This window comes from Teichococcus deserti (genome assembly GCF_001982615.1).
GTDB lineage: Bacteria > Pseudomonadota > Alphaproteobacteria > Acetobacterales > Acetobacteraceae > Pseudoroseomonas > Pseudoroseomonas deserti.
Genome location: NZ_MLCO01000005.1, coordinates 92,461 through 104,186, shown reverse-complemented (window position 1 = coordinate 104,186; position 11,726 = coordinate 92,461). Strand labels below are relative to the sequence as shown.

The 11,726-nt window shown below is 71.0% G+C and carries 14 protein-coding genes; 6 read left to right on the top strand and 8 right to left on the bottom strand.

The annotated features are described in order from the left end of the window. Window positions 1-55: 55 nt before the first annotated feature. Window positions 56-469: a rhodanese-like domain-containing protein gene (locus BKE38_RS01050; RefSeq protein WP_076955513.1), complete on the bottom strand. Its 414-nt coding sequence runs from the start codon at window positions 467-469 to the stop codon at window positions 56-58. Between the two features lie 118 nt (window positions 470-587). Here BKE38_RS01050 and parA point away from each other — a divergent pair, with 118 nt between their 5' ends. Together parA and BKE38_RS01040 are read left to right on the top strand one after the other, a co-directional pair. Next, on the top strand, window positions 588-1,220 hold the full coding sequence (parA, locus tag BKE38_RS01045; protein ID WP_076955512.1) for a ParA family partition ATPase: 633 nt from the start codon (window positions 588-590) through the stop codon (window positions 1,218-1,220). 6 nt (window positions 1,221-1,226) lie between these two features. Beyond that, window positions 1,227-1,670: a GNAT family N-acetyltransferase gene (locus tag BKE38_RS01040; RefSeq protein WP_083747214.1), complete on the top strand. Its 444-nt coding sequence runs from the start codon at window positions 1,227-1,229 to the stop codon at window positions 1,668-1,670. 42 nt (window positions 1,671-1,712) lie between these two features. Here BKE38_RS01040 and glgX read toward each other — a convergent pair whose 3' ends face one another. Then, window positions 1,713-3,863, bottom strand: coding sequence for a glycogen debranching protein GlgX (gene glgX, locus BKE38_RS01035; protein WP_076955511.1), 2,151 nt, complete (start codon window positions 3,861-3,863; stop codon window positions 1,713-1,715). A 252-nt stretch (window positions 3,864-4,115) separates the two neighbouring features. Here glgX and BKE38_RS01030 point away from each other — a divergent pair, with 252 nt between their 5' ends. Together BKE38_RS01030 and BKE38_RS01025 are read left to right on the top strand one after the other, a co-directional pair. Then, window positions 4,116-4,916, top strand: a complete 801-nt coding sequence (locus BKE38_RS01030; protein WP_076955510.1) for a hypothetical protein — start codon at window positions 4,116-4,118, stop codon at window positions 4,914-4,916. Further along, complete coding sequence (locus BKE38_RS01025; RefSeq protein WP_076955509.1) at window positions 4,913-5,296, top strand: hypothetical protein; 384 nt, start codon at window positions 4,913-4,915, stop codon at window positions 5,294-5,296. The genes BKE38_RS01030 and BKE38_RS01025 overlap by 4 nt, the downstream gene beginning before the upstream one ends. Before the next feature lie 19 nt (window positions 5,297-5,315). On the opposite strand, the gene metC is transcribed toward BKE38_RS01025, so the two are convergent. Genes metC through BKE38_RS01005 form a run of 4 tightly spaced genes read right to left on the bottom strand, consistent with a single transcriptional unit; the run spans window position 5,316 to window position 8,737 of the window. After that, window positions 5,316-6,533, bottom strand: a complete 1,218-nt coding sequence (gene metC, locus BKE38_RS01020) for a cystathionine beta-lyase (RefSeq protein ID WP_076955508.1) — start codon at window positions 6,531-6,533, stop codon at window positions 5,316-5,318. Continuing rightward, window positions 6,533-7,375, bottom strand: a complete 843-nt coding sequence (locus BKE38_RS01015; RefSeq protein ID WP_076955507.1) for a sulfurtransferase — start codon at window positions 7,373-7,375, stop codon at window positions 6,533-6,535. The genes metC and BKE38_RS01015 overlap by 1 nt, the downstream gene beginning before the upstream one ends. Before the next feature lie 7 nt (window positions 7,376-7,382). Then, window positions 7,383-8,096 carry an alanyl-tRNA editing protein gene (locus BKE38_RS01010; RefSeq protein WP_076955506.1) on the bottom strand — a complete coding sequence of 238 codons (714 nt, stop codon included), beginning with the start codon at window positions 8,094-8,096 and terminating at the stop codon, window positions 7,383-7,385. After that, window positions 8,093-8,737, bottom strand: coding sequence for an NUDIX domain-containing protein (locus BKE38_RS01005; protein ID WP_076955505.1), 645 nt, complete (start codon window positions 8,735-8,737; stop codon window positions 8,093-8,095). The genes BKE38_RS01010 and BKE38_RS01005 overlap by 4 nt, the downstream gene beginning before the upstream one ends. Before the next feature lie 40 nt (window positions 8,738-8,777). On the opposite strand from BKE38_RS01005, the gene BKE38_RS01000 reads away from it, so the two are divergent. Together BKE38_RS01000 and BKE38_RS00995 are read left to right on the top strand one after the other, a co-directional pair. Next, the gene (locus tag BKE38_RS01000) at window positions 8,778-9,719 is read left to right on the top strand and encodes a DMT family transporter (RefSeq protein WP_076955504.1); all 942 of its coding nucleotides are present in this window, start codon (window positions 8,778-8,780) and stop codon (window positions 9,717-9,719) included. Window positions 9,720-9,794: 75 nt separating this feature from the next. Continuing rightward, window positions 9,795-10,673 carry an NAD(P)-dependent oxidoreductase gene (locus BKE38_RS00995; RefSeq protein ID WP_076955503.1) on the top strand — a complete coding sequence of 293 codons (879 nt, stop codon included), beginning with the start codon at window positions 9,795-9,797 and terminating at the stop codon, window positions 10,671-10,673. Between the two features lie 37 nt (window positions 10,674-10,710). On the opposite strand, the gene BKE38_RS00990 is transcribed toward BKE38_RS00995, so the two are convergent. Further along, complete coding sequence (locus BKE38_RS00990) at window positions 10,711-11,133, bottom strand: cupin domain-containing protein (RefSeq protein ID WP_076955502.1); 423 nt, start codon at window positions 11,131-11,133, stop codon at window positions 10,711-10,713. A 64-nt stretch (window positions 11,134-11,197) separates the two neighbouring features. Then, entirely contained in the window at window positions 11,198-11,716 is a 519-nt protein-coding gene (locus BKE38_RS00985) for a Fur family transcriptional regulator (RefSeq protein WP_076955501.1), read from the bottom strand. Window positions 11,717-11,726: the final 10 nt, after the last annotated feature.

The following is an 11,726-nucleotide window of genomic DNA, read 5'->3' as shown; positions in this document are numbered from 1 at the left end:
AGAAAAAAGAAGGGGTCGAGGGGAATTCATTCCCCTCGCCTACCCCTACCTTCTCTTACCGCTGCCGCCAGGCCAGCCCCTCAGCCTTCCACCCCGCGACTTGTCCGCGATGCCCTTCCGCATCCGGCGGCCCTTCGAAGCCGTCCGAGATGTTGAAGGAATGCGCGAAGCCGGCGGCCTGGGCGGCCTGCGCCGCGGCCAGGCTGCGCGCGCCGGAGCGGCACAGGAAATACAGCTTGTTCAGCGGCGTCAGCCCGGCCTTGCGCAGGTGGTCGACGAAGGCGGCGTTCACCTGCATCGAGGGGAAGACCTGCCAGGAGATCATCAGCGGCTCCTTGCCGGCCTCGGACAGGTCGGGAAAGCCGACGAAGTTCCATTCGGCATTGGTGCGCACGTCGATCAGCGCGGCGTCGGGATCGGCGCGCAGCGCGTCCCAGGTGGCGCGGGGGGTGATGTCGTCGACGGCCATGGCGTGTCTCCTCAGACGGTCGCCCCTAGTGTGGGGTGGCGGGGCGCCGACGTCCATGCTGGCCGGATGCGCGGGCAGCGGGCAGGATGGGCCTCGGGTCCAGCCGGGGGGCATCGGGATGGCGTTCGTGGTGGCGGTGGCGCAGCGCAAGGGCGGCGCGGGGAAGTCCACGGTGGCGGCGACGCTGGCCACCACCCTGGCGCGGACGGGCAGCCGCGTCGCCCTGCTGGACAGCGATCCGCAGCAGAGCCTGGCGCGCTGGCAGCAGCAGCGGCTGGGCCAGGACCTGGCGGCGCCGCTGCATTTCGAGGCGGTCTCGGGCTGGCGCATGCCGGCGGCGCTGGACCGGCTGCGCGGCGCGCATGACATGCTGGTGATCGACACGCCGCCGCATGCCGACAGCGACGCGCGCATCGCCATCCGGAGCGCCGACCTGGTGCTGGTGCCGCTGCAGCCCTCTTCGGCCGATCTCTGGGCGATGGATGCGACGCTGGAGATGGCGGCGGCCGAGAAGCGCGCGGTGCGGCTGCTGCTGAACCGGGTGCCGGCGACGGGGAAGCTGCGCGACGAGATCACCGCCGAGCTCGGCCGCCGCGAGCTGCCGCTGCTGGGGGTGGCGCTCGGCAACCGCACCGCCTTCGCCACCGCCTTCGCGCAAGGCTTGGGGGTGGCAGAGGCGGCGCCGCGTGGTACGGCCGCCACCGAAGCCCGCGCGCTGGCGCAGGCCGTGCTCGACGCTGCCAGGGGATAGACTGCGATGCCGCCACGCCTTGCCGCCATGCCGCCCATCCCGCCCGAGGACATGGCCGAGGTCGCCGGCGCCGTCCGCGCCGGGCTGCTGGCGCATCGCCGGACCATGATGCCGGAGCGGCGCGACGGCGGCCTTGGCCGCCCGCTGGCCTTCGCCCGCCGCGATGCCGAGGGGCGCGTCGTCGCCGGCCTGGTGGGCGAGGTGGCGCTGGACTGGCTCTATATCGACAAGTTCTGGGTGGATGAGGGTCTGCGCGGCCAGGGCCTGGGTAAGCGGCTGCTGGCAGCGGCGGAGCTGGAGGCGCAGCGCCTCGGCGCGGTGGGGGCGCATCTGAACACCAGCAGCTTCCAGGCGCCGGATTTCTACCTGGCGCAAGGCTATGTCGAGATCGGCCGGCTGAAGGGCCGCCCCGCCGGCCATGACCGCATCTGGTTTTCCAAGTCGTTTTGACAGCGGCCCCGGGACGCGGTCCCGGGGCGGCCGGTCTCAAGCTCAGCGCGCCCGGCGCCGCTGCGTCTTCAGGCAGAACAACAGGCAAGAACGGCCGGTGACGGTGTAGCTCTCGCCGATCGGGAAGACGGGCTCCTCCTCCTCCTCGTCGGGCAGGTTGGTGTCGAGCAGGCGGATCCAGCCGGCGCCGTCCTGCACCGCTGGCAGGGTGAAGTCGACCGCATCGTGATGCGCGTTCATGATCAGCAGCAGCGTCGCGTCATGCGCGGCGACGCGGATGTTGCTCTCCTGCGCCCGGCCGTCGAGCAGCTTGGCCAGGCACCGCGTGTTGGGGTCCTCCCAGTCGGCGCCTTCCATCTCCTCGCCCGAGGGCTTGATCCAGGACAGCGCCTTGGCGCCGCTGGCCTCGTGGTATTCGCCCGAGAGGAAGCGGCCGCGGCGCAGCACCGGGAAGCGCTGGCGCAGGGCGGCCAGACGCTGGGTGAAGGCCACCAGCCGCTCGCCGCGCTCGCCATAGTCCCAGTCGAACCAGGAGATCTCGTTGTCCTGGCAATAGGCGTTGTTGTTGCCCTGCTGGCTGCGGCCGAACTCGTCGCCGGCCAGCAGCATCGGCGTGCCCTGGCTCAGATAGAGGGTGGCCAGCATGTTGCGGATCTGCCGCTCGCGGACGGCGTTGATCTCCTCGTCGTCGGTCGGGCCTTCGACACCGTAATTGTGCGACAGGTTGTGCGAATGGCCGTCGCGGTTCTCCTCGCCATTCGCCTCGTTGTGCTTCTCGTCATAGGTGACGAGGTCGTTCAGCGTGAAGCCGTCATGCGCGGCCAGGAAGTTGATGCTGGCCCAGGGCTTGCGGCCATGGTGGTCGAACAGGTCGGCCGAGCCGGAGAGGCGGTTGCCGAGATCGGCCGCCTTGCCTTCCTCGCCCACCCAGAAGCCGCGCACGGTGTCGCGGTACTTGTCGTTCCACTCGGCCCAGCCGGGGGCGAAGTTGCCGACCTGGTAGCCGCCGGGGCCGATGTCCCAGGGCTCGGCGATCAGCTTGACGTCGGCGAGCACCGGATCCTGCATGCAGGCCTTGAGGAAGGCGGATTGCGTGTCGAAGCCGTCGGGCTCGCGCGCCAGGATGGTGCCCAGGTCGAAGCGGAAGCCGTCGACATGCATCTCGTTGACCCAGTAGCGCAGGCTGTCGTTGACCATCTGCAGCACCCGGGGGTGCGAGAGGTTCACCGTGTTCCCGGTGCCGGTGTCGTTGATGTAGTAGCGCTTCTGGTCGGGCAGCAGCCGGTAGTAGCTGGCATTGTCGATGCCCTTGAAGGAGAGCGTCGCCCCCTTCTCGTTGCCCTCCGCGGTGTGGTTGTAGACCACGTCCATGATGACCTCGAGCCCGGCATCGTGCAGGCGGGCCACCATCTCCTTGAACTCGGCGAAGGCGAAGTCCTGGTTGCGGGCATAGCGCCGCGCCGGGGCGAAGAAGCCGAGGCTGTTGTAGCCCCAGTAGTTCACCAGGTCCTTCTGCAGCAGGTAGTCGTCGTTCAGGAAGAAGTGGATCGGCAGCAGCTCGACCGCGGTGACGCCCAGCGACTTGATGTGCCGGATCATCTCGCGGCTGGACAGGCCCGAATAGGTGCCCTGGCGGTCCGGCGGGATCAGCGGGTGCCGCTTGGTGATGCCCTTGACGTGGGTCTCGTAGATGATGGTGCGCTCCCAGGGGATGCGCGGCCGGCGGTCGTCGCCCCAGGTGAAGGCGGGGTCGACCACGCGGCATTTCGGCATGAAGCGGGCGCTGTCGCGCTCGTCGAAGGACAGGTCCTCGTCCTTGTGGCCGATCGTGTAGCCGAACAGCGCATGGTCCCATTGCAGGTCGCCGACATGGCTGAGTGCGTAGGGGTCGAGCAGCAGCTTGTTGGCGTTGAAGCGGTGGCCCTCGGTCGGCTCATAGGGGCCATGGACGCGATAGGCGTAGATGGTGCCGGGGCGCGCGTCGGGCAGGAAGCCGTGGAACACCTGGTTGGTGTATTCCGGCAGCTCGATCCGCTCGAGCTCGGTCTCGCCGGCATCGTCGAAGAGGCAGAGCTCCACCTTGGTGGCATGGGCCGAGAACAGCGCGAAATTGACGCCGAGGCCGGTCCAGGTGGCGCCGAGCGGGTTCGGCCGCCCCTCGGTGACGCGGGACTTGTTGATCGCAGGCGGCACGGGGGTTTCCTTGACCAGAAGGACGGAGAGCGCAGCGCGATAGCGCCGCAGCCACGCCGCGGGTTGCCCTTTGCCCCCCGCTTTTCACACAAGCCCGTGCGCGGCCTGCGCATTTGCAGGGGGATCGGCCCGGCCGCGTCCAGGCTGGCGCGGCTGTGAAGCCTGCGCCGGCGCCGCTTCGCTAAAGCAGCCCGAGCCACAACGACGGGAGAGCGAAGGCGGATGTCAGCGACGACGGGAGCGGCGGCCGGGGTGAGGCATGCACAGGCCAGCGCGGGGGTCAGCGCGCATGACCGGGCGCAGCTGGTGCAGGCGGTGGACCGCCATCCGGAGCTGCGCGGCGCGGCGGTGGTCTTCTGCCAGGCCGGCGGCTGCGAGCAGCTGCGCGCCGCCGCGGTCTATGGCCCGAAGCGCATCGTCGTCTTCGAGCTCAACCCGGCGCCACCCAGCCCGGTGCCCACCGCCGTCCCCCCGGCCCGCAAGAGCAAGCTGGGCTGGGAGCTTTTTCAGATGGGCCTAAATTGCGGGGGCACCGCGCTGGCCGCGGTCGGCACCATCTTCTTCAGCGCCGCCGCCGCGCCCACGGGCGGCGTCGCCGGCGTCGCGGCGGTGGCCAGCGGGGCGGCGACGGTCGCGGGCGCCGCGCAATGCGCGGCCTCCGGCTATCGTGTCTACAACGAGGTCACCGACCAGGGCGCCACCAACGACAACCTGGACGCCTCGCCGGCCTATCAGAACACCATGCTGGCGCTGGACGTGGTCGGGCTGGCGGGTGCGGGGGCGGCCACCCGCGGCGCCTCGCGCTTCGCGGGGACGCTGGCCAAGGCGGGCGCCTCGCGCGGCGGCGTCATCGCCGGCCAGACCCTGTCGCGGCCGATGCGCAAGGCGATCACCGCGGGGCTGGGCGGCAGCGGCCGCTACACCTCGATCGCGCTCTCCGCCCGCGCCCGGCAGGAGCTGCTGGCGGTGATCGGCGCCGGGCTCAGCCTGACCGGCAGCGCCACCGGCGGCGCCTCGCGCGAGCTGGTGGTCTATGTCGCGGAGGCGCTGTGACCGCTGCCCTGCCCCGCCCGGCCGAGGCCGGCGCGGCGCTGGCGGTCTTCCTGGGTCAGGCGGTGCTGCCGACGCTTGCGCTCGCCCTCGCCTGGCTGGCGCTGGCAGGCGCCCCGGCGCCCTTCCCGGCCATCCTGGCGGCGGCGGCGGCGAGCATCGGGGCGTCGCTGCCGCTGCTCTTCGGACAGAATTTTGTCTGGTTCTGGTGGCTGCTGCCGGCGCTGGCCGGCGCCGCCGCCGCGCTGCGCCTGGCCTCCGGCGGGGTCTCGCCGGCCGAGGCCGCCTTCCTGGCGGCGCTGGCGCTGCTCGCCGCTGGCGTGGCGCTGGCCGCCCGCTCGGCGGCGTTGAAAAACTATCTGGAAAGGCGGCGGCCCGGCTGAGGCCGCCGCCCTCCTGTCTTCACTTCGGCAGGCCGTCCAGCGCAGCCTCGAGATCGGCGATCAGGTCGGCCGGCTCCTCCAGCCCGACATGGAAGCGCACCGTCGGCCCCTCCAGCACGTCGAGGCTGGTGGCCGTCCGCGTGATGCCGTTGGTGGTCGGCAGCACCAGGCTCTCATAGCCGCCCCAGGAGGCGCCGATGCCGAAGAGCTTCAGCCCGTCGACCGCCGCCTCGATCTGCGCGGGCGTGTAGCGCGGCTGGAAGACGACGCCGAACAGGCTGCAGGCGCCGGAGAAGTCGCGCTTGAACAGCGCGTGCTGCGGGTGGCTGGGCAGCGCCGGGTGCAGCACCCGGGCAACCTCGGGGCGGCTTTCGAACCACCGGGCGACGGCCAGCCCCGCCTGCTGCTGGTGCTTGAGCCGCAGCGCCATGGTGCGCAGGCCGCGCAGCGCCAGCCAGCAATCGTCGGGGCTGGCGTAATGGCCGATCTGCCGGGCGGCAGCGACCACGGTCAGCCAGTCTTCCTCGCTGTTGACGGTGACGCTGCCCAGCAGCACGTCGGAATGCCCGCCGACATACTTGGTCAGCGCCTGGATCGAGACGTCGACGCCCTTGGTGAAGGGCTGGAAGTGGTGCACGCCCCAGGTGTTGTCCATGATCACCTTGGCGCCATGCGCATGGGCGACCTCGGCCAGCGCCGGGATATCCTGCAGCTCGAAGGTGTGGCTGCCGGGGCTCTCGACGAAGAGGACCTTGGTGTTCGGCCGCATCAGCCGCTCCAGCCCGGCGGCGTCGGCCAGCGGGTCGTAATACTCGACCTCGATGCCGAAGCGGACCAGCATGCCGTTGGCCACGCGCCGGGTCGGGCCATAGGTGCTGTCGGGGATCAGGCAGTGGTCGCCGGCCGAGAGATAGGCCATCAGCGGCAGCGAGCAGGCCGCGAGCCCGGTGCCGACGATCAGCGCGCGGCTGCCGCCCTCGATCTCGGCGACCATATTTTCCAGTGCGAAATGCGTGGGACCGCCGGCGGTGCCGTAAGTCATCACCTGCTCGAAGGAGCGCTTGTTGATGGCGACCCCGTCCGAGCAGGACGGATACAGGACGGTGGAACCCCGGTAGACCGGGGTATTAACAAAACCATGCTCGCGAATGCCGGGGCGGCCGCCATGGGTGACGCGGGTGGCGAAGTCCTGGCCGGAATTCGAATGGCGCGTCGTCGGGGGCAGGTCGTCGGGCATCAGGGCGTGCTCTGCTTCGGGGTTTCGGGCCGCGCGGCCCATTCGGTCCAGGAGCCGTCGTAGATCGCCGGCTCGGGCAGGCCGGCGCGCACCAGGCCGAGGGCGATGATGCAGGCGGTGACGCCGGTGCCGCAGGAGGCGACCAGCGGCCGGCTGCCATCGACGCCGACGGCGGCGAAGCGGGCGCGCAGCTCTTCCGGCGGCAGCATGGTCTGGTCGGCGGCCAGCAGGCTGGTCGCCGGCACATTGGCCGCGCCCGGCATATGGCCGGAGGGCAGGCCCGGCCGCGGCTCCGGCGCGGTGCCGTCGAAGCGGCCCTTGGCACGGGCGTCGAGGATCAGCGCCGAGCGGTCGTGGACGATGCGCTTGACGTCGCCGATGCCGGCCATGCGGCGGGCGATGAAATCGGCCCAGAAATCCTGGCGTGCCGGCGCGACGACCGGGCCCGTGGCGGTCGCCCGCCCCTCGGCCAGCCATTTCGGCAAGCCGCCATCGAGCACCGCCGCACGCTCATGCCCGAACAGCCGCATCAGCCACCAGCCACGCGCCGCCGAGAACAGCCCCTTCTGATCGTAGAAGACAACGCGGTGCCGGTTGCCGATGCCGAGCTTGCCCAGCTCCCGCGCGGCACGGCCGGGGGTCGGCGCCATATGCGGCAGGTCGGTCTCCGGATCGGCCACCTGGTCGATGTCGAAGAAGCCGGCGCCGGGGATATGCGCCGCGGCATATTCGGCCAGCGCGTCCTTCGGCTCGTTCGGCAGGTATTTGGTGGTGTCGAAGACCAGCAGATCGGGCGCGCCGAGCTCGCCGGCAAGCCATTCCGTGGTGACCAGGTCCTGCATCGTGTCCCTACCCTTCCAGCACCAGATAGACGCGCCGGTTCTGCTTGCCCTTGTTCTCGAGCTTGGTGACGGTGACCGGGCCGATCTCGCCGGTGCGGCGCACATGCGTGCCGCCGCAGGGCTGCAGATCGACGGGGTTTTCTTCGGCGCCGATGCGGACCAGCCGCACCTGGCCGGAGCCGCGCGGCGGCTTCACCGACAGCGTGCGCACGAGAGAAGGATTCTCGTCGAGTTCGGCATCGGTGATCCAGCGATCGGTCACCGCATGGTCGGCGGCGGCCAGCGCGGTCAGCTGCTCGGACAGCCATTCCTTGGCGGGCGGCTCGGCCAGGTCGAAATCCAGGCGCGAGCGCTCCAGCCCGATCTGCCCGCCGGTCACCCCGGCGCCGGGGATCAGGCTGCAGAGCAGGTGCATCGCCGTGTGCATCCGCATCAGCCGGTGCCGGCGGTCCCAGTCCAGCACGATGGTGACGCTGGCGCCGACCGGCGGCAGCGAGGCGCCCTCGGCGGGGACGTGCAGCGGGCCGGCCTCGCCCTTGACGGTATTGGCCACCACCATCTCGCCGCCGTCCCAGCGCAGGATGCCGGTGTCGCCCGGCTGGCCGCCGGCCTGGACGTAGAAATTCGAACGGTCGAGCACGACGCCTTCGGGGCCGGCGGCGAGAACCTTCGCTTCGGTTTCGCGCAGATAGGCATCGCTGCGGTAGAGAAGTTCCGTCATTCGGCGGTCCATTCGCGGTTCAGGCGCTCGCGGTTCAGCTGCAGCCACATCAGGCACAGCGCCGCGGTGACGTTGCGGATTTCGCCGCGCGCCAATTGCGCAAGCGCGTCGTCGGCGGTGACCACGAGCACGCGGGTCTCCTCGCCCTCGTCTTCCAATCCGCGGGTGCCGACCAGGCCGGGCGCGGGCAGCCGGGCGCGGCCGGCATAGAAATGCATCAGCTCGTCGCTGCCGCCCTGCATCAGCATGTACTGCCCGATCTTCTCGACCCGGTCGGGGGTGAAGCCGGTCTCCTCCTCGGTCTCGCGCAGCACGGCGTCGGCCGGGTCCTCGCCGGGCTCCAGCAGGCCTGCCGGGCATTCGCGCATGATGGGATCCTCGCCGGCGGCCAGCGCCGGCAGGCGGAACTGCTCGACCAGCGCGATGCGGCCGGTCCAGGGGTCGTAGGGCAGCATCACCACGCCCTGGCCGCGCCGCCACAGCTCCCAGGTCAGCAGCGCCGAGGGCGTGCCGTCGCTGCGCCGATAGCGGAAGCGGACCCGCTGCAGCGGGAAGCGGCCGGACCAGGCGATCTCGTCGCTTTCGGGCTGGAACAGGGGATGCGCCGGGATCTCCGGCGCCTTGCTGGGTCTGGCCTTCATGCGGGGGCGCGCCTAACCTCTCTCGAACGAACGCCAGATCATGAGCCGGTCCATTCCCATCGTCCATGCCCCCCCTTCCGGGGCGACGCAGGCTGCCCAGCGCAGCCGCGCCATCCTCTGCGTGCTGGGCGCCGCGGCGACCTTCGCCCTGGCCGCGGTCGCGGTGAAGCTGCTCGACGACCGCATCCCCATCATGCAGGTGGTGCTGTTCCGCAACCTCTTCGCCATCCCGCCGCTGCTGGCCCTCGCCCTGTGGGGGGCGCCGCGCGGGTCGCGGCTGGCGGTGCTGGCCACCCGCAACCCGTGGTCGCATGCCCAGCGCATCCTCTACGGGCTGACCGGCATGGTCGGCAGCTTCTACGGCTATGTGCACCTGCCGCTGGCCACCGTGACCGCGCTGGGCTTCACCATGCCGCTGTTCCTGACCGCGCTGTCGATCCCGCTGCTGGGCGAGAAGGTCGGCTGGCGGCGGCTCTCGGCGGTGCTGGTGGGCTTCGGCGGCGTGCTGCTGCTGCTGCGGCCGGGCTTCGGCGGCACCGACCACCTGGACGGGCTGGCGGTCGGGCTGGTGCTGCTGGGCGCGGTCGCCTGGGCCATGGCGATGATCACCATCCGCAAGATGGGCGAGGCCGGGGAATCGGGCGCCGCCATCGTGCTGTGGTTCGCCATCGGCGGCACGCTGGTCGGCGGGCTGGCCGCCATTCCCGGCTGGGTCTGGCCGAGCCCCGAGCAATGGGCGCTGCTGGCCGCGGTCGGGCTGGTCTCGGCGCTGGCGCAGCTGTTCATGACGGCCGCCTATCGCAGCGGCGAGACCACGCTGATCGCGCCCTTCGAATATTCCGGCATCCTCTGGACCATGAGCTTCGGCGCGCTGTTCTGGGGCGAGCTGCCGAAGCCCTTCGACTTCGTCGGCATCTTCGTGCTGGTGGCCTCCGGCCTGTACATCTGGCACCGCGAGGTACGGGTCGGGCGGCGGCGCTGACCTGTCGCGCCCGCCGGCTTGCGCCTATGCTGGCCGGCACGGACGTCCCGAACGCCAGCAAGTCATGGAGCGACAATGAGCAAGAAGCCCGCCATCGGCATGATCGGCATCGGCCTGATGGGCCACGGCATCGCCTGGAACATCGCCCATGCGGGCTATGCGCTGACCCTGCTGGACCATCCCGGCAACCAGCCGGTCGACGACCTGAAGGCGATGGGCGCCGTCTCCGCCGGCAGCATCGCCGAGGTGGCCAAGGCGGCCGAGGTCATCCTGCTCTGCGTCACCGGCTCGCCCCAGGTCGAGGCCATCCTGGCCGGCTCCGGCGGCGTCATCGAGAATCTCCGCCCCGGCACGGTGGTGGTCGACTGCTCGACCGCGCTGCCGGAGTCCAGCGCCCGCATGGCCGCCGCCATCCAGGCCGCGGGGGGCGAGTTCCTCGACGCCGCCATGACCCGGCTGCCGCAGCATGCCCGCGCCGGCACGCTGAACCTGCTGATCGGCGGCGAGGCTGTTCTGCTGGAGCGGCTGCGCCCGCTGCTGGAGACCTTCTCCGAGAACATCACCCATATCGGCGCGGTGGGTTCCGGCCATCTGATGAAGCTGATGCACAACTACGTCTCGCTCGGCTTCATCGCGCTGCTGGCCGAGGTGGCCGCGCATGGCGAGAAGGCCGGCCTGTCGATGCAGACCCTGGTCGATGTGCTGAACCAGGGCGGCGGCGGCGGCGCGGCGCTGCAGCGGATTTCCCCCTTCCTGCTGAACGGCGACCCGTCCAGCGTGCCCTTCTACATCAGCAACGCCGCCAAGGACCTGGGCTACTACAACCAGGCGGCGACGGCGTCCGGCGTCGAGCGCGGCATCGCCGGCGCGGTCAGCACCATCCTGGACCGCATCGTCGCCGAGGGGCATGGCCAGGACTACGTGCCGCAGCTCGCCGCCCTGCTGAAGACGTGATTTCTGTCAGGGGGGGAGCGCGTTGCGCTCCCCCGCGTCACGCCGCGGGCACCAGCCCGTAGCGCAGCATGATCTCGCGCGCCTTCGCCGGATCCGGCTTGCCGCCGCCGGTCAGCAGCGCGGCGAGCTCGCGGAAATACTCCGGCCCGAGCACGCCCGGCGTCAGCACGCAGAGGCAGCGCGCCTCCGCCCCGCTCGGATTGCTGAAGCCATGCACTGTTCCACGCGGGATGAACAGGCTGTCGCCTGGGCCGATGTCGTGGTCGACGCCTGCCACCGTGTAGCGCAGGGTGCCGGACAGGCCATAGACCGTCTCCTCCCAGCTTTCATGGTGGTGCGGCACCGGCATGCGGCCCTCGGGCTGCAGGATCAGCTCGAACATGTCGAGGCTGCCGCCCGTCGCATGCCTGTCGCGCAGGAAGCGCAGCGCGAAGGACCCGAAGTCGATGATCTCCGGCACGGCGGCGCTCCCTGGCGGTTCTGCACCGTCTCGATAGCGCAGGAACAGCTCCGGCGGCAGCCCCTCAGCCGGGGGAGGCCGCCACGGCGGCGCCTGCGCCGGCAGCCAGGCAGGCGGCGCAGAGCCCCTCGGCCTCGACCGTGGTCTTGCGCAGCTGGAAGCCGACCCGCCGCGCCGCATCCGCCAGGGCATGCGCCACCGCATGGTCGCTGAGCTCGATGGTGGCGCCGCAGCTGCCGCAGATCAGGAACTGGTGGTCATGCGCATGGTCGTGGTCATGGCCATGGTCGTGCCCGGCCTCGACGCAGCCGATGAAGGCGTTCAGCCGCTCGACCTTGTGGATCAGCCCCTGCTCCAGCAGGAAGTCGAGCGCGCGATAGACGGTGGGCGGCGCCGCGCCCGGCCGCTGCGCCTTCAGCCGGTCCAGCAGCGCATAGGCGCCGAGCGGCTGGTCGGCCTCCAGCACCAGGGCCAGCACCTGGCGGCGCAGCTCGGTCAGCTGGGCGCCGGACCGGACGCAGCGGGCCTCCGCCGCATCCAGCGCGCGCGCCATCTCCGAAGCACTGCCCTGACCTGCCGCCATGCCCTCTCTC

Coding starts and splice junctions, on each gene's coding strand:
- BKE38_RS01050 (WP_076955513.1), bottom strand. CDS start 469: ATGGCCGTCGACGACATCACCCCCCGCGCCACCTGGGACGCGCTGCGC.
- parA (WP_076955512.1), top strand. CDS start 588: ATGGCGTTCGTGGTGGCGGTGGCGCAGCGCAAGGGCGGCGCGGGGAAG.
- BKE38_RS01040 (WP_083747214.1), top strand. CDS start 1,227: ATGCCGCCACGCCTTGCCGCCATGCCGCCCATCCCGCCCGAGGACATG.
- metC (WP_076955508.1), bottom strand. CDS start 6,533: ATGCCCGACGACCTGCCCCCGACGACGCGCCATTCGAATTCCGGCCAG.
- BKE38_RS01015 (WP_076955507.1), bottom strand. CDS start 7,375: ATGCAGGACCTGGTCACCACGGAATGGCTTGCCGGCGAGCTCGGCGCG.
- BKE38_RS01010 (WP_076955506.1), bottom strand. CDS start 8,096: ATGACGGAACTTCTCTACCGCAGCGATGCCTATCTGCGCGAAACCGAA.
- BKE38_RS01005 (WP_076955505.1), bottom strand. CDS start 8,737: ATGAAGGCCAGACCCAGCAAGGCGCCGGAGATCCCGGCGCATCCCCTG.
- BKE38_RS01000 (WP_076955504.1), top strand. CDS start 8,778: ATGAGCCGGTCCATTCCCATCGTCCATGCCCCCCCTTCCGGGGCGACG.
- BKE38_RS00995 (WP_076955503.1), top strand. CDS start 9,795: ATGAGCAAGAAGCCCGCCATCGGCATGATCGGCATCGGCCTGATGGGC.
- BKE38_RS00985 (WP_076955501.1), bottom strand. CDS start 11,716: ATGGCGGCAGGTCAGGGCAGTGCTTCGGAGATGGCGCGCGCGCTGGAT.